Origin of the sequence: Actinoallomurus purpureus, from assembly GCF_024055795.1 — a bacterium.
In the GTDB taxonomy this organism is placed as follows: Bacteria; Actinomycetota; Actinomycetes; order Streptosporangiales; family Streptosporangiaceae; genus Actinoallomurus; species Actinoallomurus purpureus.
Genome location: NZ_JAMXMY010000033.1, coordinates 1 through 20,913, shown reverse-complemented (window position 1 = coordinate 20,913; position 20,913 = coordinate 1). Strand labels below are relative to the sequence as shown.

21 protein-coding genes are annotated in these 20,913 nt (G+C 71.8%); 11 read left to right on the top strand and 10 right to left on the bottom strand.

All coding sequences use genetic code 11. The annotated features are described in order from the left end of the window. Nucleotides 1-6: 6 nt before the first annotated feature. From NE236_RS39835 to NE236_RS39820, 4 genes are all read left to right on the top strand, one after another. Complete coding sequence (locus NE236_RS39835; protein ID WP_252847484.1) at nt 7-1,170, top strand: lytic transglycosylase domain-containing protein; 1,164 nt, start codon at nt 7-9, stop codon at nt 1,168-1,170. Between the two features lie 52 nt (nt 1,171-1,222). Further along, nucleotides 1,223-2,206: a ferrochelatase gene (locus NE236_RS39830; protein ID WP_252847483.1), complete on the top strand. Its 984-nt coding sequence runs from the start codon at nt 1,223-1,225 to the stop codon at nt 2,204-2,206. Nucleotides 2,207-2,252: 46 nt separating this feature from the next. Next, complete coding sequence (locus NE236_RS39825; RefSeq protein WP_308209211.1) at nt 2,253-3,053, top strand: inositol monophosphatase family protein; 801 nt, start codon at nt 2,253-2,255, stop codon at nt 3,051-3,053. A gap of 162 nt (nt 3,054-3,215) precedes the next feature. After that, nucleotides 3,216-4,040: an alpha/beta fold hydrolase gene (locus NE236_RS39820; RefSeq protein WP_252847482.1), complete on the top strand. Its 825-nt coding sequence runs from the start codon at nt 3,216-3,218 to the stop codon at nt 4,038-4,040. Between the two features lie 120 nt (nt 4,041-4,160). Here the strand turns inward: NE236_RS39820 and NE236_RS39815 are convergent, their stop codons facing one another. After that, entirely contained in the window at nt 4,161-4,331 is a 171-nt protein-coding gene (locus NE236_RS39815) for a hypothetical protein (RefSeq protein ID WP_252847481.1), read from the bottom strand. Between the two features lie 157 nt (nt 4,332-4,488). On the opposite strand from NE236_RS39815, the gene NE236_RS39810 reads away from it, so the two are divergent. Together NE236_RS39810 and NE236_RS39805 are read left to right on the top strand one after the other, a co-directional pair. Continuing rightward, nucleotides 4,489-5,142 carry a response regulator transcription factor gene (locus tag NE236_RS39810; RefSeq protein WP_252847480.1) on the top strand — a complete coding sequence of 218 codons (654 nt, stop codon included), beginning with the start codon at nt 4,489-4,491 and terminating at the stop codon, nt 5,140-5,142. Beyond that, on the top strand, nt 5,139-6,269 hold the full coding sequence (locus NE236_RS39805; RefSeq protein ID WP_252847479.1) for a sensor histidine kinase: 1,131 nt from the start codon (nt 5,139-5,141) through the stop codon (nt 6,267-6,269). Before NE236_RS39810 ends, NE236_RS39805 begins: the two co-directional genes overlap by 4 nt. A 129-nt stretch (nt 6,270-6,398) precedes the next feature. Here the strand turns inward: NE236_RS39805 and NE236_RS39800 are convergent, their stop codons facing one another. Continuing rightward, entirely contained in the window at nt 6,399-9,146 is a 2,748-nt protein-coding gene (locus tag NE236_RS39800) for an ABC transporter substrate-binding protein (protein WP_252847478.1), read from the bottom strand. Between the two features lie 32 nt (nt 9,147-9,178). Next, nucleotides 9,179-10,753 (bottom strand): serine/threonine protein kinase, encoded by a 1,575-nt coding sequence (locus NE236_RS39795; protein WP_252847477.1) that lies wholly within the window; start codon nt 10,751-10,753, stop codon nt 9,179-9,181. A 333-nt stretch (nt 10,754-11,086) separates the two neighbouring features. On the opposite strand from NE236_RS39795, the gene NE236_RS39790 reads away from it, so the two are divergent. The 3 genes from NE236_RS39790 (at nt 11,087) to NE236_RS39780 (ending at nt 13,480) form a co-directional block, all read left to right on the top strand. After that, the gene (locus NE236_RS39790) at nt 11,087-11,383 is read left to right on the top strand and encodes a DUF4193 domain-containing protein (RefSeq protein ID WP_252778476.1); all 297 of its coding nucleotides are present in this window, start codon (nt 11,087-11,089) and stop codon (nt 11,381-11,383) included. 72 nt (nt 11,384-11,455) lie between these two features. Continuing rightward, nucleotides 11,456-12,199 carry a hypothetical protein gene (locus NE236_RS39785; RefSeq protein ID WP_252847543.1) on the top strand — a complete coding sequence of 248 codons (744 nt, stop codon included), beginning with the start codon at nt 11,456-11,458 and terminating at the stop codon, nt 12,197-12,199. 99 nt (nt 12,200-12,298) lie between these two features. Beyond that, complete coding sequence (locus tag NE236_RS39780) at nt 12,299-13,480, top strand: hypothetical protein (RefSeq protein ID WP_252847476.1); 1,182 nt, start codon at nt 12,299-12,301, stop codon at nt 13,478-13,480. Nucleotides 13,481-13,540: 60 nt separating this feature from the next. Here the strand turns inward: NE236_RS39780 and NE236_RS39775 are convergent, their stop codons facing one another. Further along, nucleotides 13,541-13,852 carry a DUF4235 domain-containing protein gene (locus NE236_RS39775; protein WP_252847475.1) on the bottom strand — a complete coding sequence of 104 codons (312 nt, stop codon included), beginning with the start codon at nt 13,850-13,852 and terminating at the stop codon, nt 13,541-13,543. A 119-nt stretch (nt 13,853-13,971) separates the two neighbouring features. On the opposite strand from NE236_RS39775, the gene valS reads away from it, so the two are divergent. Next, nucleotides 13,972-16,500 carry a valine--tRNA ligase gene (valS, locus tag NE236_RS39770; RefSeq protein ID WP_252847474.1) on the top strand — a complete coding sequence of 843 codons (2,529 nt, stop codon included), beginning with the start codon at nt 13,972-13,974 and terminating at the stop codon, nt 16,498-16,500. Here the strand turns inward: valS and NE236_RS39765 are convergent. The 6 genes from NE236_RS39765 to NE236_RS39740 are packed head-to-tail and all read right to left on the bottom strand — an operon-like array spanning nt 16,497 to nt 19,588. Next, nucleotides 16,497-17,051: a hypothetical protein gene (locus tag NE236_RS39765; protein WP_252847473.1), complete on the bottom strand. Its 555-nt coding sequence runs from the start codon at nt 17,049-17,051 to the stop codon at nt 16,497-16,499. The two genes, valS and NE236_RS39765, sit on opposite strands and share 4 nt — an antisense overlap. An 18-nt stretch (nt 17,052-17,069) precedes the next feature. After that, nucleotides 17,070-17,249 (bottom strand): hypothetical protein, encoded by a 180-nt coding sequence (locus NE236_RS39760; RefSeq protein WP_252847472.1) that lies wholly within the window; start codon nt 17,247-17,249, stop codon nt 17,070-17,072. Then, complete coding sequence (locus NE236_RS39755; protein ID WP_252847471.1) at nt 17,233-17,787, bottom strand: hypothetical protein; 555 nt, start codon at nt 17,785-17,787, stop codon at nt 17,233-17,235. The genes NE236_RS39760 and NE236_RS39755 overlap by 17 nt, the downstream gene beginning before the upstream one ends. A 57-nt stretch (nt 17,788-17,844) precedes the next feature. Then, nucleotides 17,845-18,459, bottom strand: coding sequence for a thioredoxin domain-containing protein (locus NE236_RS39750; protein ID WP_252847470.1), 615 nt, complete (start codon nt 18,457-18,459; stop codon nt 17,845-17,847). After that, nucleotides 18,456-18,992 (bottom strand): MauE/DoxX family redox-associated membrane protein, encoded by a 537-nt coding sequence (locus NE236_RS39745; RefSeq protein WP_252847469.1) that lies wholly within the window; start codon nt 18,990-18,992, stop codon nt 18,456-18,458. Before NE236_RS39745 ends, NE236_RS39750 begins: the two co-directional genes overlap by 4 nt. Then, nucleotides 18,992-19,588 carry a hypothetical protein gene (locus NE236_RS39740; protein WP_252847468.1) on the bottom strand — a complete coding sequence of 199 codons (597 nt, stop codon included), beginning with the start codon at nt 19,586-19,588 and terminating at the stop codon, nt 18,992-18,994. The genes NE236_RS39745 and NE236_RS39740 overlap by 1 nt, the downstream gene beginning before the upstream one ends. A 312-nt stretch (nt 19,589-19,900) precedes the next feature. Here NE236_RS39740 and NE236_RS39735 point away from each other — a divergent pair. Beyond that, a partial coding sequence (locus NE236_RS39735) for an AI-2E family transporter (protein ID WP_252847467.1) occupies nt 19,901-20,913 on the top strand: 1,013 nt, incomplete at its 3' end.

The window sequence follows — 20,913 nt, the reverse complement described above, 5'->3', positions numbered from 1 at the left end:
GTAGCGATGAGACGCTTCGTTCGAAGAGGACTCCCGGCCGCCGTGGCGGCCATCGCCCTGGCCGCCACCGCTACCGCCGCGAGCGGCGCGGTCTACCTCGTGACGGCCGCCCCGAAGACGGCGCACAAGGGCGGGCGCGCGGCGGGGTCACGGGACGGCGCGGGGAACCGGTCCGTCACCACGATCGTGCCGACCACCGAGCAGCCCGCCGCGCTCAAACGCGTCGTGGACCCCGACTTCCTCGTCGTCGCCGACCGCCCGGTGACCGCAGGGAAGCTGCGCGAGGTCTCCCACGTCAAGCGAGTACGGGACGTGATCACCGTGGACGCCGGGGCGGTGCAGCTGCAGGGCGGCCGGGTGAACATGTTCGCCGTGGACCCGTCGGCCTTCCGCTCCTGGACCCCGCCCGGCACCGCGAAGGACGACGGGCTGTGGAACGCGCTCGCCCAGGACCGGTTCGTCGTCTCAGGCGACGTCCAGCAGCAGCTCGGACTGCGCGAGGCGATGCAGTACCCGGTTCTCGGCAGGACGCAGCTGTTCGTCACGATGGGCGGGTCCGGCTCGCTGGGCCTGCCCGGCATCAACGTGCTCGTCGGACGGGAGACGGGGCGGAAGATCGGGCTGGTCCACGACATCGCCTTCCTCGTCAACGCGCCCGGCGCCGACCTGAACGGCCTCGGGTCGCGGCTGCGCCGGCTCGTCGGCGCGCACAGCCAGGTGATCGACCTGCACCAGTCCGCGACGCAGCCGCAGGGGCAGCCCGCGCGGCAGCAGAAGCCGTCGGCCGGTCGCCCCGGCACCTACCTCGCGCTGTACCAGCAGTCCGCCGGCGTCTGCGCGGGACTGTCCTGGACGGTGCTGGCCGCCATCGGCCAGATCGAGAGCGACCACGGACGCAACGCCGGCCCGTCGAGCGCCGGAGCGCTCGGCCCGATGCAGTTCATGCCGGCCACGTGGCGCATCTACGGCGTCGACGGCGACGGCGACGGCAAGGCCGACATCATGAACCCCTATGACGCCGTTCCCGCGGCGGCGAAGTACCTGTGCGCGAGTGGCGCCGGGCGCGGCGGCAGCGGCCTGTCCCGCGCCGTCTGGGCCTACAACCACTCGCAGACGTACGTCGACAACGTCCTGTCCCTGGCCCGCGCGTACGCCCGCCGCTACTCCTGAGCTCCTGACGGGCCGGGCCCGGGCACCGGCGCGCGGCTGGTTGGATGGGGGCATGCCGTACGACGCGCTGCTGTTGCTGTCCTTCGGCGGGCCCGAAAAGCCCGAGGACGTCATGCCGTTCCTGGAGAACGTCACCCGGGGCAGGGGCGTCCCGCGCGCACGCCTCGAGGCCGTGGCCGAGCACTACGACCACTTCGGCGGGGCCAGCCCGATCAACCAGCAGTGCCGTGACCTCAAGGCCGCCATCGAGGCCGACTTCGCCGCGCACGGCCTCGACCTGCCGGTCTACTGGGGCAACCGCAACTGGCACCCCCTCCTCGCCGACACGCTGCGGCGGATGAAGGAAGACGGCGTACGCCGGGCGGCGGCGTTCGTGACCTCCGCCTACAGCGGCTACTCCTGCTGCCGGCAGTACCTCGAGGACATCGACCGGGCGCGCGACGAGGTCGAGGACGCCCCTGAGGTGGACAAGCTCCGGATCTACTACAACCACCCCGGCTTCGTCGAGCCGGTGATCGAGAACACCCGGGCCGCTCTCGACCGGCTGCCCGCCGAACTGCGCGACGAGGCCCGCCTGATCTTCACCGCCCACAGCGTGCCGCTCGCCCAGCCGGGCCGCGAGGCGTACGTCGCGGAGCTGAACGACGTCTCCGCGGTCGTGGCGCAGGGCCGTCCCTGGGACCTCGTGTACCAGAGCCGGAGCGGCCCGCCGAGCGTGCCGTGGCTGGAGCCGGACATCCTCGACCACCTGGGGAAGATCCACGCCGAGGGTGTCCGCGCGGCGGTCATCGTCCCCGTCGGGTTCGTCTCCGACCACATGGAGGTCAGGTACGACCTCGACGTCGAGGCCGAGGAACTGGCCGGCCGCCTCGGGCTGCGGATCGAGCGGGCGGCCACGCCCGGCACCCATCCCCGGTTCGTCGCGATGGTCCGCGAGCTGCTCCTCGAACGCGACGGCACCGAACGGCCGGCGCTGGGGAGCCTGGGGCCGCGCTCCGACCACTGCGCCGGCGACCACTGCCGCCGCACCGGCTGACGATCCACGGACGCACCACGCCCGCGGTGATCCACTAGGGGGGAACGTGCAGGACCTGTTCGAACTGGCGATCAGTACGGCGGAGGTCGCCTCCGTCATGCTCGTCGACAAGCGGCCGGCCGATCTCGGCGTCGCGTACACCAAGTCCAGCTCGACCGACGTCGTCACCGAGATGGACAAGGCGTCCGAGCGGCTCATCATCGACCGCATCCGGGCCGCCCGCCCCGGCGACGCCTTCCTCGGTGAGGAGAGCGGCGCGAGCGGCGGGTCGAGCGGCGTCCGCTGGATCGTCGACCCGATCGACGGCACGGTCAACTACCTGTACGGCCTGCCCGACTGGTCCGTCAGCATCGCCGCCGAGGTCGACGGCGAGGTGGTGGTCGGCGTCGTCGCCGTGCCCATGCGCGGGGAGCTGTTCACCGCCGCGCGCGGGCGGGGAGCGACCCTGGTGCGGGAGGACGGTTCGACCCGGCGGCTGGGGTGCAACACCGGGGTCACCCTGGACAAGGCCCTCGTCGCGACCGGATTCGGATACGCCGTCGACCGCCGCGCCCACCAGGCCGAGACCCTGCAGCGCGTGCTGCCGCGCGTCCGCGACATCCGGCGCTCCGGCTCGGCCGCCGTGGACCTGTGCTCCGTGGCCGCGGGCCGCGTCGACGCCTATTACGAGCGCGGACCTCAGGAATGGGACTTCGCCGCCGGCGCGCTCGTGGTCCGAGAGGCCGGCGGAACCGTCGGCGGCCTGAACGGTGAGCCGCCGAGCCCGGAGCTCACGATCGCCGCCGGACCGGGCCTGTTCGGCCCGCTGCACGACCTCCTCGCGGAGGCGGGCGCCGCCCGCGGCTGAGGGGGCACCGAGCACCTGGAGACGCACCAGATTGGGATGAGACGCTCTCACAAATAACATCTAAATAGATGCATCTGAACTTGATGCATCTATTTAGATGGGTTATGGTTCTCGTCAACGGGAGCGCGCACGGCCCTCCTCCTGGTGAAAGGACCCCCCCCGATGACGATCTCGAGCTCGCTCCGCGTTCCCGGCGCCGACCTCCACTACCGGATCCGTGGGTCCGGCCCCATGCTGCTGATCTCCCAGAGCGGTGAGGGCGACGCCGACCGCAGCGTCGACCTGGTCGATCGGCTGGTGGAGGACCACACGGTCGTCACCTATGACCGGCGCGGCCTGTCCCGCAGCGTCCTGGACGACGCCGGAGCCGGCGTGACGATGGCCGAGCACGCGGACGACGTGCACCGGCTGCTCGCGTCGCTGACCGACGAGCCGGTGGCCATGCTCGGCTGCAGCCTCGGCGCGGTCATCGGCCTGCACCTGGCCGTCGACCACCCCGAACAGATCTCGACCCTCATCGCGCACGAGCCGGTCGCACCACGGCTGCTGCCCGAGGCCGAGCGCGGGCACCACGAGCGTGAGCTCGCCGAGCTCCAGGAGGTGTACCGGCGCGAGGGGCTGGCCGCGGCCTTCAAGCTCATCGCCGAGGTCCTCGGCATCGACCCGTCCGACCCGACCGCCGAGCCCGACCGGACCCCGGCCCCGATGACCGACACCCGCAGGGCCAACTTCGACTTCTTCATCGCCCGCGACTTCACGGCGGTCATCCGCGACACCCTCGACGTCACCGCGTTGCGCGGTACGACGACCCGCATCGTGCCCGCCGCGGGCCGGGAGACGCCGCGCACCGTCTTCGACCACCGCTGCGCCCAGGAGCTGGCGACGCTGGTGGGCACGGAGATCGCCGAGTTCCCCGGCGGCCACAACGGCAACACGAGCCACCCGCGCGCGTACGCGGCCCGGCTGCGTGACGTCCTGGGGTCCTGACGGCCGTCCGTGCGGCCCTCCGGCCGTGCGGCCCTGCCGACGCGCGGGGGCCTCGCACCCTCAGGTGCGAGGCCCCCGGACGTCTGTTCAGAAGGTCGGTGCCGCGTCGCGCGGCACCACTCAGCCGCAGTGCGGGAGGTCGATCCCGTGGTCGGCGGCCGTGCGCCGCAGGTCGTCGATCTCTGCCTGCTGGGCATCGACCAGGAGATCGTCGCCAGTGTCGCGGGCCGTCCGAAGCGAATCGTACGCATCGGACAGACGCCGGTGGATCGTGGCCGTCAACTCGCCCACGCGGTCTCCTCTCGATAGGTCGTCTGCCACCCCTACCCAGGACCGTGTTCGCGGTAAACCTTTGAATATCCTGGACGGGCTTATCAGGGACTTACGTGTGCTGTGGCATAACTGAGAGTGCCGGTCCAGCGCGTGGCTTTCCAGGGGGTGGAAACGGGTGAGAGTCCTGGTCGTCGAGGATGAGCGCGTACTCGCCGACACCATCGCCACCGGGCTGCGGCGCGAGGCGATGGCCGTCGACGTCGCGTACGACGGCGCCAGCGCGCTGGAGCGGACCAGCGTCAACGACTACGACGTGGTCGTGCTGGACCGCGATCTGCCGCGGGTCCACGGCGACGAGGTTTGCCGGAGCCTCGTCGCCGACGGGGCCACGGTCCGCGTCCTCATGCTGACCGCGGCGGGCGAGCTGGACGACAAGGTCGAGGGGCTGTCCATCGGGGCTGACGACTACCTCGCCAAACCGTTCGCCTTCGCCGAGTTGATCGCCCGGATCCGCGCGCTGGGCCGACGTTCCGCACCGCCGCTGCCGCCCGTGCTGGAGCGGGGCGGCGTGCGGCTCGATCCCGCGCGCCGCGCCGTCACCCGTGAGGGCCGGCCGGTCGACCTGACGCCCAAGGAGTTCGCCGTCCTCGAGGTGCTGATGCGGGGGCAGGGCACCGTGGTCAGCGCCGAGCAGCTGCTGGAGAAGGCCTGGGACGAGAACATCGATCCGTTCACCAACGTGGTGCGGGTGACGATGATGACGCTTCGCAAGAAACTCGGTGAGCCGCAGGTCATCGAGACCGTTCCCGGCGCGGGGTACCGTCTTTGATCCCCTCGCAGGGCTCCCTGCCGCGCCGGTTGACGGTGCGGCTGCGGCTCACCCTGCTGTACGGCGGGCTGTTCTTCGCCGCGGGGTTCCTCCTGCTGATGGTCGCGTACGTCCTGGTCACCAACATCCTGGAGGGGCTGCCGTTCTCCGTGCAGCCGACCGAGCCGGGCGGGCTGACGCAGCAGCAGGCCAACGAGATCCGCAGCGCCTTCATCGACGGGGTCCAGCACCGGCTGATCACCCAGTCGGCGTTCGCGCTGCTCGGGGTGGGGCTCATCGCGCTGGCCCTCGGCTGGTTCGTCGCCGACCGGGCGCTCGCACCGCTGCAGAAGGTGACGGCGACCGCCCGCAAGCTCTCCGAGAGCACCATGCACCAGCGCATCGCCATGAAGGGCCCCGAGGACGAGATCAAGGAGCTGGCCGACACGTTCGACGCCATGCTCGACCGGTTGAGCCAGGCGTTCGACACGCAGCGGCGGTTCGTGAGCAACGCCTCGCACGAGCTGCGCACCCCGCTCGCCATCAACCGGACCCTGCTGGAGGTCGCGGTCTCCGACCCGGAGGCGTCGGAGGACCTGAAGACGGTCGGCAAGACCCTCCTGGCGAACAACGCCCGGCACGAACGGCTGATCGAGGGCCTGCTCCTCCTGGCCCGCAGCGAACGGGAGCTGACCACCCGCACGGAGGTGGACCTGGGCGAGGTCGCCTCGACGGTGCTCAAGACGGGGGGCCGGACCGACCGGCCGGACATCGAGGTCAAGCCGGAGCTCACCGAGGCGCCCACCGTGGGGGATCCGGTGCTGCTCGAGCATCTGGTGTCGAACCTCGTGGACAACGCGATGCGCCACAACGTCGACGACGGGACGGTGGTCGTCCGCACGGGCGTTCTGGAGGGCTGGGCGACCTGCCAGGTCGAGAACACCGGCCCGGTGGTGCCCGCCTATGAGGTGCAGAGCCTGTTCGAGCCGTTCCGCCGGCTCAACACCGACCGGATCGAGTCGTCCAAGGGGGCGGGTCTGGGCCTGTCCATCGTGCGGTCGGTGGTCGGCGCGCACGGCGGGACGGTCATCGCCACGCCGCGCGAGGACGGCGGCCTCATCGTCACGGTGCGCCTCCCGCACGCCTGATCTCTGACCGCCATCGTCACCGTGCACCTCCCGCACGCCTGACGGCCACGCTCCGCCACCGGCGGCCGCCGCACGCGGACCGGCCGGCCGCAGGCCGGAAGGCTCCCAGCCACCCCCTGACCGCCATCGTCACTTGTGCGCGGTCGTGGTGAGCACCGGGAAACCGGTGTAGTCCATGTCCAGGCCGACGAAGGACGTGGTGTCGGCGAGCCGGTACGTCGTGTGGGAGTACAGCGGGATGATCGCCATGTCGTCGAGTGCGATCTTCTCGGCCGCCTGCAGCCGCTGGGTGCGCTGGGTCGCGTCGGGGGTGGCGCGGGCGCTGTTCAGGGCGGCGTCAAAGGCCGAACTGTGGTACCGCGTGTAGTTGGTCCCGGTGATGGATCCGTCGCTCTTGCGTTGGATGTTGTCGCTGGCCAGCAGCGCGTCGAGGACGCTCTCGGCCGAGGGATAGTCGGCAGCCCAGGAGAACCGGTACAGGCCCACGGCGCTCTTGCCGGACAGGTCCTGGTAGAACTTGGTGGTCTGCAGCCTGCGTATCTGCACTTCCCAGCCCAGCACCGTCTTCAGCTGGTTCTGCACCACCGTGACCAGCTGCGTGTAGGTGGCCAGGTCGCTGGAGGTGAGGGTCACCTTCGAGCCGGGGGGCAGCCCCGCCTGTGCGGCCAGCGTCTTGGCCTGCGTGGCGTTGTAGGTGCAGGCGGCGCAGCCGTTGACGTAGGCGCCGGGGACCGCGGGCGGCACCAGGGAGGTCGCCGGAGCGAAGCCCTGGGCGAGGGCGGTGGTCAGGGCGTTCCGGTCGAGGGCGTAGGAGACGGCGAGCCGCGCCTCCTTGGACTTCATCGGCCCGTTGTCCGTGATCGGCGCGAGGTACGTCATGGTGGTGGACGAGGCGTGGACGAGCTTGTGGTCCGCGGTGTGGCGGGCGCGGGCGGTGTTGATCGACGCCCCCTCGACCTGGACCCAGTCGTACTGGCCGCCGTCGAAGCCCGCCACCGCCGGGGCGAGGTCGGAGACGAGGGTGACGGTGACCGTGTCGAGCTTCGGCTTGGCGAAGGCGTAGGAGTCGTTCCGGGCGAGCACCAGCCGGCTGTTCGCGGTGTACTCGCTCACCTTGAACGGGCCGTTGCCGATCGGCCGGTTGTTGAACGTGGTGTTCGTCGCCTCGCCGGCGGACGACGGGACCGGCGCGAACGGCGGGGTGGCCACCCGCATGGCGAAGTCGCAGTCGGCCTTGGTCAGGGTGACCCGAAGCGCGCCGGTGCCCTCCGCCACGACGCCCGACATCGAGCTGCTCCTGCCCGACACGACGTCGGGGTAGCCCTGGATGCCGGTCATCAGGTAGCCCATGCCCTTACCGCGCGCGGCGCGGCTCCAGCCGCGGACGAAGGCGGCGGCGTCGACGGGCTGACCGTCGCTGAAGGTGGTGCCCTGCTTGATCGTGAAGTGCCACTGCGTGCAGCCGGCGTTGGGCGTCATCTCCGTGGCGAGCGCCTTGGCGACCGTGCCGTTGGGCGTGATCGTGGTCAGGCCGGTGAAGAGGTTCTCGGCCGCGAACACGTCCGCGGTGAGTACGGCGTTGGACGGGTCGATCGCCTCCGGGGAGTACATCGCCATCCGGAAGTTGCCGCCGGCCCGGCCGGTCGGGCCGGGGGTCGGCTTCGAGCCGTGGTGGGGGATGAGCTCGACCGCCGCCACCGCGCTGGTCGCGATCAGCACCACCGCCCCGGCGGCGATGGCCGCGACGACGCCGGGCCGGGTCCGCCGCCGGGCGGGCGTCGTCGGCGGGTACGGCGGCGGAGTCGGGTCTCCGGCGGGCCGGTAGGGGTCGTACGGCGTCGGCGGGCCGTACGGGTGCGTGTTGCCCCCGTAGGGACCGGACGGGTGCGTGTCGCCCCCGTAGGGACCCGGCGTGCCGCTCCCGTACGGTCCGGGCGGCGGCGTGTCGCCTGACGGGGAGTAGGGGACCGGGGCCGCCCACTCGCCCGACGGCCTGCCCTCGGCCGCCACGTGGGCGCCCTCCTGCAGCATGGTGGTGGGGGCCGGGGTCCCGGCGCCCGGCAGGACGACGCCTTCGAGACTGAGCAGGCGCAGCAGGATCATCTGGGCGGTGGGCCGCCGGTTCGGGTCCTTCGACAGGCACGCCGCGACGATCTCCCGGAGCGGCCCCATGAGCATTCCCAGGTACGGCTCCTGGGACAGGATGCGGTTCATCACCGCCGGGATGGAGTCCTGGCCGAACGGCGGCGAGCCCGTCGCGGCGAACACCATCGTGCAGGCCCACGCGAACACGTCCGTCGGCGGGCCGACGAGGTGCCCGGAGATCTGCTCGGGCGACATGTACGACGGCGTGCCCACGGCCGTGCTCGACAGGGTGCCGGTGGCGTCCAGGGCACGGGCGATGCCGAAGTCGATCACCCGGGGCCCGTCCGCGGCGAGCAGCACATTGGACGGTTTGAAATCACGGTGGACGATGCCGGCCTCGTGGATGGCCGCGAGGGCGGTCACCGTGCCGATCGCCAGGCGCTGCAGGGCCTCGCCCGAGCGGGGACCCTCCGCGTCGACCACCTGGCGCAGCGACGGACCGTCGATGAGCTCGCTCACCAGGTACGGCGTGTCGCCCTCGACGTCGGCGTCGAGGATCCGCGCCGTGCAGAACGGCGCCACCCGCTTGGCGCTGGAGAGCTCCCCGGCGAACCGGGCTCGCACCTTGGTGTCCCCGCTGAACTGCGCGTGCAGGAGCTTGACGGCGACCTGTCGGCCGTCCGGCGCCTGGCCGAGGTACACGACCCCCTGACCGCCCTCGCCGAGGCGGCCGGTGAGGGCGTACGCCCCCACGCGCTCTGGGTCGTTCGCCCGAAGGGGGCTTCCGGGCATGGGCGTCCTCCCTGGGACTGGTCAGCGACCTACTACTTGGTGAGGGTCCCGGTGGCGAGCGGGGTTCCGCCGGCGGTCTGGCTCATCTGCCAGGTCATCGACGAGCCGTGGAGGGTCAGCGTCACGTACGACGGGGACAGGCACTGGCTGGTCCCGAACGACGTGAGGGTCTGCTGGAACGTCACCTGCTTCTTGTCGTCGGAGATCTGCGGGTTGTCGAGACTGCCGGAGCAGGTGTCGTACCTGACGTTGCCCGACTTGATGAGGCGGTACAGGGTGAGCTCGACGCCGCGCGACTGGCTGGTGCCGAACGCCTCGCTGCTGGTCGGCGAGCCGGTGCCGGACCACGCGCCATCGAAGCCCGAGGGCAGCCGGTCGCTCTCGGTCTTCTTCATCAGTCCCGCGCCGATCGCGATCGGCACGCCGATGACGAGGATGAGCGCGACGAGACAGCCGAGGCCGACGAAGAGCGGGGCGTTGGTGCTCTTCTTCTGCGGCGGTGGCGGGACGTACCGCGCTCCCACGGGGTGCGTCGGCTGCCCCTGGCCCTGCCACGGCGGCGGCGTCTGGGGCCCCGGCCGCATCATCGGGTTCGGCGTCGCCGGGCCCGGAGGCATCATCGGCGGCGGCGTGGAGGGGCCCGGACGCATCGGCGGCGGGGTGGAGGGACCCGGATGCATCGGCGGCATCGGGGCGGCGATGATCGGCGGGGGAGGGGGCAGCTGGGCGGCGATCTGCGTGCCCTTGTCGAGCAGGTCGTTGCGGTCGGCGGCGGGGCCCGGCGCCGCGCCCACCTGGCCCAGCAGGCGCAGCAGGAGCTGATGCGCGGCCGGGCGGCGGCGGGTGTTCTTGTCCAGGGCGGCGGCGACCAGCTCGCGCATGATGCCGTGCAGCCGGGACAGGTCCGGCTCCTCGTTGAGGATCCGGTTGATGATCACCGGGAGCGTCTCGGCCTCGAACGGCGACCTCCCGGTCGCCGCGAAGACCATCGTGGCGCCCCACGCGAAGATGTCCACCGACGGCGTCAGAGGCTCACCGGTGAGCTGTTCCGGGGCGAGGTAGCCGGGCGTCCCGACCACCATGCCGGTCGCCGTGACCGAGCTCTGCTGGGAGTCGACGGACCGGGCGATGCCGAAGTCCACCACGCGGGGGCCGTCGGAGGCGAGCAGAACGTTGTTCGGCTTGAAATCACGGTGGACGATGCCGGCCTCGTGAATGGCCGCGAGCGCCGTCGCCGTGCCGATCGCCAGGCGTTCGAGCGCCGCGCCCTCGAAGGGGCCCTCCTGGAGCACCACGTCATAGAGCGGCGGACCGTCGATGTACTCGCTGATGATGTAGGGCGGCTGGCCGTTCAGGTCATAGTCCAGGACCTGCGCGGTGCAGAACGGTGACACCTTCTGGGCCGCCTCGGCCTCGCGCGCGAACCGCGTCCGGGCGGAGGAGTCGGTGTTCATCTGTTCGTGCAGCAGCTTGATCGCCACATGGCCCCCTGATGGGGACCGGCCGAGAAAGACCGCGCCCTGGCCGCCCGCCCCGAGCCTTCCGACTACCCGGTATTGCCCCAGCGCGGCCGGATCGCCCGGCTCCAGGGGAGCGGCATCCGGCATGTGTGAACCCCTTCCGACAACCCTTATCCTGTGCACCCGCCAGGTCCGTACAGGCGGGAAACGATATCGCGTTACCTGTGACGTTCGTCGTCCTCATCCGGTTCAGGTGGAACGGTGTCACGGCTTCGCCGTTCGCAGTGTGATTTACATCACATCGGACATTCCGGGAGGGCGGTGAGAGGAGTCACGGTGTGATGCGACGCGCCTTGCGTGTTCGGGGTCAAATCCCGTGACAGAATTTCCCGCCCGGATCGGGCACAAGATGGGCCCCTCAAGCGTTAGACCCGCGCGACGGGGCGCATAACTAAGGACCGAGGGGGATGGAGACAGAAGATGGCCACCGACTACGACAGCCCACGTAAGACGGACGACGACCTCAGCGAGGACAGCCTGCAGGAGCTGCAGGCGCGCCGGGCGGACAAGAGCACGGGCGTCATCGACGAGGACCTGGACGCCGGGGAGGTGACCGAGCTGCCGGGTGCGGACCTGTCGAACGAGGAGCTGAGCCTCCGCGTTCTTCCGCGCCAGGCGGACGAGTTCACCTGCGCTCGTTGCTTCCTCGTGCACCACCGCAGTCAGCTGGCAGAGGAGAAGAACGGCCAGCTGATCTGCCGCGAGTGCGCCGCCTGACGCCGGGGTCCGCCCGTGTCCGAAGGAGAGCTCGCCCGATGGAATGACGGTGACGACCGGCTCGGCCAGGAGATGGCGGAGCTGGTCGGCCGACTGTCCGACGACGATGTCGATCGCGAGACCCGCGGCCGCCTGCTCGGCCGGCTCGCCCGCCTACTGGCGGCGAGCGCGCGCCGTGCGGGGGTCGCGGGTGTCGCGCGGGGTCGCTGGCTGGCGGACGTCGTCGCGGACGTCGCGCCCCGCATCCCCGTACGTGACCTGGAGACGCTCCGCGCCCACCACCAGGGTCTCGCCGGGGAGCCACTGGCCGACTCGGTCGTGCGCGCCGCGCAGCGCGCCACGACCGCGGTTGGTGCCGCCGGGGGTGCGCTGGCCGCCGTCGAGTTCGCCGCGCCGCCGCTCCTGCTGTCCGCGCCCGCCCAGATCGTGGCGGAGACCGTCGTGGTCGCCACGATCGAGGTCAAGCTGATCGCCGAACTGCACGAGGTGTACGGCGTGCAGGTCCCCGGCAGCGGCACGGCGCGCGGCGCCGTGTTTCTCCAGCTGTGGGCCCAGCAGCGCGGGTTCGACCCGCTCAAGCCCGGTAGCGTCACCGTCGCGCTCGGCGTGGCGGCCAAGACCGGCCTGCGCAAGCGCCTGATGCGCACGCTCGGCCGGCACCTCACCACGATGGGCCCCTTCCTGACCGGCGCCGTCGCCGGCGGGACCCTCAACCGCACGGCCACCCGGCGGCTGGCCGACAGGGTCCGCAAGGACCTGCGCCGCGCCATCGGCGCTCCGGCCGCCCCGCCGCCGATCGACGAAAACCCGGCCTGATCCGGCCACGTCCATCGGCGCTCCGGCCGCCCGGTATCGATCGACGAATCCCGTCCGACCCGCCGTCCGTCCCCCTCTCGTCGAGTCCCGGGAGCGCCGATGACCCCCCGTGCCGAGCGCCCGGCCCACGAGTCCTGCGTCTACACCTTCGTCGAGGACGTTCGTGGTGAGGGCGCCGCACCGGTCCTCGACCGGGTGCTCGCCCTGGGCTGCTCGGGGCTGACCGTCGCCGCCGCCTACCACCGGGCCCGTGACGTCACGCCGCACGGCCCCGCCCGCGTCACCTTCCGCCGGGACGGGGTGCACTTCCCGCCCGGTGATCTGTTCGGCCGGCTCGTCCCGCCCGTACAGCCGGGGGCGGAGGAGGAGCCGCTGCGCGCGCTGCGGTCACTGACCCGTGAGCGCGGGGCCGCGCTACACGCCTGGGGCGTGTTCTGCCACAACACCACGCTGGGTCTGGAGCACCCGGACGTCACCCAGGAGAACTGCTTCGGCGACCGCGCCGCCCCCGCCGACCTGTGCCCCTCCCACCCGGACGTCCGGGCGTACGCCGTGGCGCTGGCCCGCTCGCTCGCGCGGTACGACGCGGACGCCGTCGTCGCCGAGTCGCTGCACTTCGGCCTGTTCGGGCACGGCTACCACCACGAGCGCTCGTTCGTCGAGCTGGGGGCGCTCGCGGAGTACGCCCTCGGCCTGTGCTTCTGCGCGCACTGCCGCCGGATCGAGGGGGCCGACGCGGCGCGCGCCGAGGCCGTACGCCTCGTCGAGGAGGCCCTGGACGGCAGGCCGCGGCCGGAGACGGAAGGGCCGCCCGCCGCGATCATGGAATTCTCGCTCGCCCGCCGCCGTACGGTCACCACGCTCGCCGCCGAGGTGGCCGAGGCCGTGGCGGCCGAGGGCTCACGGCTGATCTTCATCGACCTGTCCGGCGCGGCCAAGGGATACGCCGACGGGCTGCCCATGGGCGGCCCCGCGGCCGGCGACGCGTGGCGGCTCGGCGTGGATCCGGCCGCCGTCGGCTCCGTGGTCTCCGGGTACGCCGTCCTGGCGTACGCCCGCGACGCCGCCCGGGTCGCCGCCGACCTGGAGGCCTACCGGAGGGCCCTGGGGCCCGGCCGTGAGCTGCGCGCCGTGCTGCGCCCCGGTTTCCCGGACACCGACTCGGCGGACCACCTCGCCGGGAAGGTCACGGCGGCGGCGAAATACGCCGACGCGGTCGACTACTACGCCTACGGCCTGACGCCGTTCCACGTTCTGGACCGGATCTCCGCCGCCCGATGAGAACGGCGCCCCCGGATGATCCGCGGGGCGCCGGCCGATGCGTCCGGGGTCGGTCGCGGGTCAGGAGGCGACCTTCTTGGCCTTGTCGACCGCCGAACGCAGCGCGGACGGCAGCTCGCCCGTGCTCTTGTGCCAGCGGTTGGCCGCGGCGCGCGTGGCCAGCAGCCGCGCGACCTCCATGCCCACGCCCATGACGATGGCCCAGCCGATCGCCTCTTTCAGGTCGACCTCCGGAGACTCCGGGTTGGTCGGGGGCTCGTTGCCGGTGGCCCGCTTCCACCCGAAGGTGATGGCCTTACGGGCCACGAATCCCGCCCCGAAGGCCGCCGCGCCGGCGACCAGCCGCCAGCCCAGATCTCCCTTGTCCGGCATGCGTTCTCCCTTTCCTGCGTTACGAGTGTGGTTTCCGGCCCTGCTCGTGGTCCGACCCTCTCACAGGCGATCACCTGACAAGGACCGACTGCGCCGTCGGCCCCAATACCATGGGCGCCATGACAGACAAGCCGCGTCCGCCGGAGAAACCCACCCTCGACGGTCTCGAGGAGAAGTGGGCCGTACTCTGGGACGAGCGCGGCACCTACCGCTTCGACCGGTCGAAGGCGCGTGCGGAGATCTACTCGATCGACACGCCGCCGCCCACGGTGAGCGGTTCCCTGCACGTCGGTCATGTCTTCTCTTACACCCATACAGACACGATCGCCCGCTTTCAACGGATGCGCGGCCGCGAGGTCTTCTACCCCATCGGCTGGGACGACAACGGCCTGCCCACCGAGCGCCGCGTCCAGAACTACTTCGGCGTCCGATGCGACCCCTCTCTGCCCTACGATCCGGCTTTCGAACCACCGGAGAAGCCGGGCCGGCAGATCCCGGTCTCGCGGCGTAATTTCGTCGAGCTGTGCGACCGGCTCACCCAGATCGACGAGAAGGCCTTCGAGGACGTCTGGCGCCGCGTCGGCCTGTCGGTCGACTGGTCCCTTCTCTACACCACGATCGGCGCGCCCGCCCGCGCCGCCGCGCAGCGCGCGTTCCTGCGCAACCTCGCGCGCGGCGAGGCGTACGTCTCGGAGGCCCCGACCCTGTGGGACGTCACGTTCCGCACCGCCGTGGCCCAGGCCGAGCTGGAGGACCGCGAGCAGCCCGGCGCGTTCCACCGCATCCGCTTCCACGGCGGCGAGCCCGGCGCGCGGCCGATCTACATCGAGACGACCCGGCCCGAGCTGCTGCCCGCCTGCGTCGCGCTGGTGGCCCACCCGGACGACGAGCGCTACCGCGAGCTGTTCGGCACCACCGCGCGCACGCCGCTGTTCGGCGTCGAGGTGCCGATCGTCGCCCACCACCTCGCCGAGCCGGACAAGGGGTCCGGCATCGCGATGATCTGCACCTTCGGCGACCTGACCGACGTGACCTGGTGGCGGGAGCTGGACCTGCCGACGCGCGCCATCATCGACTGGAACGGCCGGATCCTGCCCGACCCGCCGGCCGGCGTCGCCCCGGAGCCGTACGCCGAGCTGGCCGGGCTGACCGCGCACTCGGCCCGCGAGCGCGTCGTCGAGCTGCTGCGCGAGTCCGGCGACCTCGACGGCGAGCCGCGGCCCGTCACCCGCCCGGTGAAGTTCTACGAGAAGGGCAACAAGCCGCTCGAGATCGTCACCACCCGCCAGTGGTACCTCCGCAACGGCGGGCGCGACCCGGAGCTGCGCGACCGGCTGCTGGCCCGCGGGGCCGAGCTGTCCTGGCACCCGGCGCACATGAAGGGGCGGTACGACAACTGGGTCGAGGGGCTGGCCGGCGACTGGCTGGTCTCACGGCAACGGTTCTTCGGCGTTCCGATCCCGGTCTGGTACGCCCTGGACGGCGACGGCGAGCCGATCCACGACCGGCCGATCACGCCGCCGGAGGAGTCGCTGCCGGTCGACCCCTCCAGCGACACCCCGCCGGGCTTCACCGAGGACCAGCGCGGCAAACCGCACGGTTTCAACGCCGATCCCGACGTCATGGACACCTGGGCGACGTCGTCGCTGACGCCGCAGATCGCCGGGGGCTGGGAGCGCGACTCCGACCTGTTCACCCGGGTCTTCCCGTACGACCTGCGGCCCCAGGGCCACGACATCATCCGCACCTGGTTGTTCTCCACCGTCGTGCGCTCCCACCTGGAACACGACTCGCTGCCCTGGAGCGACACCGCGCTGTCCGGGTGGATCCTCGACCCGGACCGCAAGAAGATGTCCAAGTCCAAGGGCAACGTCGTCACGCCGATGGACCTGCTGGTGCAGCACGGCTCCGACGCGGTGCGCTACTGGGCGGCCAGCGGCCGCCTCGGCACGGACACCGCGTTCGACGTCGGCCAGATCAAGGTCGGCCGCCGGCTCGCCATCAAGATCCTCAACGCCTCGAAGTTCGTGCTCGGTCTCGGCGACGTGCCGCCCGGCGCGGCGGTGACCGAGCCGCTGGACCTGTCCATGCTGGCGACGCTGGCCGAGACCGTCCGCGAGGCCACCGCGGCCTTCGAGGCGTACGACTACACCCGCGCCCTCGAGCGCACCGAGCGGTTCTTCTGGAACCTCTGCGACGACTACCTGGAGCTGGTCAAGGCACGCGCGTACGGCGCGCCGGACGGCGAACCCGACCAGGGCGCGGTCTCCGCACGGGCGGCCCTGCGGGAGGCGCTGTCGGTCCTCCTGCGGCTGTTCGCGCCGACCCTGCCCTACGTCACCGAAGAGGTCTGGTCGTGGTGGCGTGAAGGCTCCGTCCACCAGGCGGTCTGGCCCGTCGCCGGCGCGCCGTCCGACGGCGACCCGGCGGTGCTCGCCGCCACCTCCGACGTCCTCCGGCAGGTCCGCAAGGCCAAGTCGACGGCGAAGGTCTCGATGCGCGCCGACGTCGAGCGGGCCGTGGTCCGCGGCGCGAACGTCACGCACCTGGCAGTGGGCGACCTGCGGGCCGCCGGGCGGATCGCCGACCTGACGCTGGACCCGGCGCCCCAGGAGGGCTTCACGGTCGACGTGACCCTGGTCCCCTAGAGGTAGAACACGGCCAGGGCGATCAGGACGGCGACGCCGATCGCGTTGGTCAGGACCGGCATCCGGGTGATGCGGCGATCGTCCCACTCGTGGTTCCGGCTGGCGTAGCGGGCGGTCGCGGTGACCGCCCGCCCGACACCGAAACCGGTGCCGGTGAGGATCGTCGCGAGCGGTCCCTGATGCGCGAGCACGAGCCCGAGCGCGACGACGTACGGCGCGCTCGCGGAGACGTAGGTGCGCACCCCGGTGCCCAGCTCGAAGCCGAACTGCAGCGAGCCCAGCCTGATCCGGCGCTGGAGCACCTCACGGGGGATCTGCCGGGCGTTCTGGGGGAGCGGAACACGGATCCAGCCCGCCTCGCGGGCCACACCGGCCACCGCCAGCACCAGGATCGCCCCGACGCGCGCCGTCCGGGGCAGCGGCGCCGCGAAGCCGGACAGGAGCCACAGCACGGTGGCGCTGAGCGTGCCCCCGAGGAGAAGCCCGAGGGAGAAGACGGCGAGGACCTCGCCCTGCCGTACGTGGGCCCGCCAACCTGGCGAGAACAGCACGAAATCGCTGTTGCGCGTTCAAACCGAGCCGGACAGGGAGTACCCGGCCAGGGCGCCGACCGACGCCCAGCACATCACGGTCCGCTGCGAGGCCGCCGCCGCGACGGCCAGCAGCGCCAGCACGGCGAACGGCAGCAGCGGCTCGGTCAGCCCCCGGCGCAGGCGCCCGGCCGGCCGGGTCTCAGCTGGCGCAGGCAAGGGCCCACCGGCAGACGGTCTTGTACCAGTGCCCGGCGGCGCTCTTCTTCCAGCCGTCGTGGCAGCGCCAGGTCACCGACTTGGCGCATTTGCCGCACTTGTGGGCGTACGCCCAGATCCAGCCGTCGTACTTGCCCGCGTAGCACTGGTTGGGGCGGAGCTTGAACTTGCCCGGGTCCGACGCCCCGGACTTGTGGAACCCCTTGTACTTGCCGCTCGTCCGGCACGCGCTCGCCACCACGGCGCTCGGGCCGCAGCCGGGAGAGCAGTCGAACGGCCCGGCGTAGGCGGGGCACTTGCCGTAGATGTCGTAGTAGCCGCTGCTGGCGATCGTGTACCCGTCGGCCAGTGCCCTGCGCACCGGGGTGAACACCCCCAGGGCGGAAAGGCCGACGGTGGTGCCGGCGGCCAGCGCGCCGCCCAGCATCGACCGGCGCCCCACCCCCTCGGCCTTCGCGTGCGGCACCCGCCGGACGGCCCGCTGGGCCCCCTCGGGCCGCGGGCCGCGCAGCGTGGGAATGTCATCGAGTTCGAGCATCGGGCATCCTCCCCGTCTCACTTCCTGCCGGCGCCGGGGCGCGCACGGCGACGACCTTCATCGCGTCCGCCCGCCGAGCTCCGCGTCGCGGCGGGCCGGGGCCCCGGGTCCGGAGGCGTCCCCGGGCTCCGGCGTCCGCGGCCCAGGAACGACGCCGGCCCGCCCTGGCGTCGGTCCGGCCGCGTCGACGATCCGGCCGTCGGCCTGCGCGATCAGCGCGTGCAGCGCCCGGACCGAGCCCACCGGCTCGGCCGTCCGGATCCGCCCGTCCGAGCCGACGAGCACCGCGAACGGCGTGGCCGCGACCTGGTACCTCTCGAACAGATCACCCTGCCCGGCGAAGATCCGCATGTACTCCGGCGGATCGACGTCCAGGGCCCCGTCGAGGAACAGCGCGCGGATCGGCGGAGCGTCGGCCAGGCCCACGGCCTCCTCGAGGATGTCGTGGCAGGCGGGACACTCATCACCGAGGAACAGCAGCAGAGTCGGCCGGCCCGGCTCCGGTCCGAGCCGGTCGATGCCCGGCGCGGGCATGCCCGTGGCCAGGCCGACGTCCGGGGTGCGCGGCCCCCGGGTCAGGTGGTGCACCTGCCGGACCAGCCCGGCCACCACGAGGGCGAGCAGCACGAGGGCCACCCACGTCACCAGCAGGGCCGTGGTCTCGAAGCTCATGTGGCCGTGCTCCTTTCCGGATCGGACATGGCCGGCGGCAGCGACCACAGCAGCGCCGCGAACGCGGTGGACGACAGGCCCACGATCGCGACCTGGACCCCATGGGAGGCGACGGCCGAACCGGCGCCGGCCGACGCCGTCACGGACGCCAGCGCGAGCGCCGCGGCCCGCCCCGCCACCCATCCGCTCATCGGGGTGTCGTCGGCCGCGCAGCCGCACGGCACGCTCGGCCGCGTGCGCAGGACGTACAGCCCGTACAGCGCGTAGGCCGCGAACAGCAGGGTGCTGCCGGTCGCGCCGAGTGCCAGCGCACGAGGGCGCCCGGCCAGCAGCGCGTACCCGGTGACCGCCCCGAGCACGCCCTCCAGGGCACCGACCGCGATGGCCGCCGGCCAGACCAGCGGGCCGGGCACCGTGCGGTGCGCCGTCAGCGCCGCGGGCAGGGTGCGCGGATGCAGCAGGTGCCCGGCGAACGCCGCGAGCAGGATCAACGCCACCGTCCCGGCCGCCACACCGGTCAGCATCGCCCCCATCAGGCGACGGTCTCGACGCGCAGACCGGCGAGCCGGTTCGCCACGGCCACGGCCTGCCGGGCCTCGTGCGGCAGCACGGTGACCATGGCGGTCGGGGTGGCGAGCAGGAAGTACGTCGTGTCGTCGTCGAGCGTGTCGCGGAAGAGCTCGCCGCTCGGCACCCGCGCGCCCGACCACCCCGGAAGCCTCCGCGCCGTCGTCTTCGTGAGCGCGGTGATCTCCAGCAGGCCGACCTCGGGGATCTCCTTGGCCACGTCGGCCGGCTCGGCGATGCCCGCCCGTTTGGGATTCTGTGCGGCGACGGTGATGCCGTCCCGGTGCTCGGTGACGCGCAGAAGGTGGAAAAGGCGAACGGCGTCGGCGGCCCGGGCGCTGTACATCGGAATGAACATCGAATAATTATTGCCCTGCCACATCACGGCGAGGAGATGGTCTTCCAGGCCGACGCGTTCGTCATAATGGGTGACTCGCGTGGTGCGAAGTGTTCCGCCCTGGACGGAGAATTCGTCGTCGAAGTGGCGGACGCCGAGATCCTGGGCCCACGCGGACGCGGCATCATGATCACCGGAGGTCAGTTCGTAGATCTTGCCGTCCACGGCGAACCGCGTTACCGAGGTGAAAGGGAGGGTAAGGTCCAGATCGCCCGAGATCTGGAATCGATAACCGTCCAATGCCCTATGCACCACGCCATGCGCCATGACGCACCCTTCCCCGTCCGACCGACCCGCCTAAACGAAGGTCATCACCGGCAACAACGTAAGCGCATTCCGGCCCGTTGGCGAGATACGAGGCCCGCGATGCCCGAATGTGGCCAACCACTCGTCGTGGCGAACGCATCGGGTCATGAAGACGTCGGGTGGGCGAGTCGACGGCGCCCCTCCGGGTAAGGCGTCGTCCGAAGGAGGACAGTGAACGATCGGGATCCGGGAGTGCCACGGGCGCTGGCGTCCGTCGCCGCGTTCTGCTGGCGGCTGATCGTCGTCGGGGTCGTCGTCTACGCGGTCGTGCGCATCCTCGACATGCTGCGGCTGGTGGTGCTGCCGTGCGCGATCGCGCTTCTGCTGTGCGCGCTGCTGTACCCGGTGACCACCCGGCTACGGCGGTGGATGCCCTCGCTCGCCGCGACCTGGCTGACGATGCTGCTGGCCCTCGGCGTGCTCGGCGGCGTCGGCACCTTCGTCGGGATCCAGGCCAACGACCAGTTCCCCCACCTGGTCACCCGGATCCAGCGGACGGCGACCGACGTCCAGCACTGGCTCGTCACCGGGCCGCTGCATCTCAAGAGCTCGCAGCTCCAGTCGGTCGTGGACCAGCTGCTCGACCAGATCCAGCAACAGCGCGGGAAACTGGTCAGCACGGCCTTCACCGGCGCCACCGTCGCCGGCGAGGTGCTCGCGTCCATCGTCTTCCTCTTCTTCGTCACGTTCTTCCTGCTGAAGGACGGGCCGGGGATCTGGCGCTGGCTCATCAGCGGGATGGGAGGGCACCGCGACCGCGTCGACCGGGCCGGCCGCGCGGCCTGGGAGACGTTGTCGCAGTACGTCCACGGCACCGTGATCGTCGCTCTCATCCACGCGATCGTCATCGCCGTCACCCTCGTGATCATGGGAGTGCCGCTCGTGGCGCCGCTCGCCGTGATCGTGTTCTTCGGGAGCTTCATCCCGATCGTCGGCATCCTGGTCGCCGGGGCGCTGGCCGTGCTCGTCGTCTTCAGCTTCAAGGGCTTCGTCACCGCCCTCGTCTTCCTCGGCATCCTCGTCCTCGAGCAGCAGCTCGAGGGGCACGTCCTGCAGCCGCTCGTCGTCGGCCGGTGGGTCCGCTTCCACCCTCTGGGGATCATCATGGCCATCTCGGTCGGCGCGATCGTCGGCTGCATCCCGGGCGCCGCCGTCGCGGTCCCCACGGCCGCGGTCATCTACCG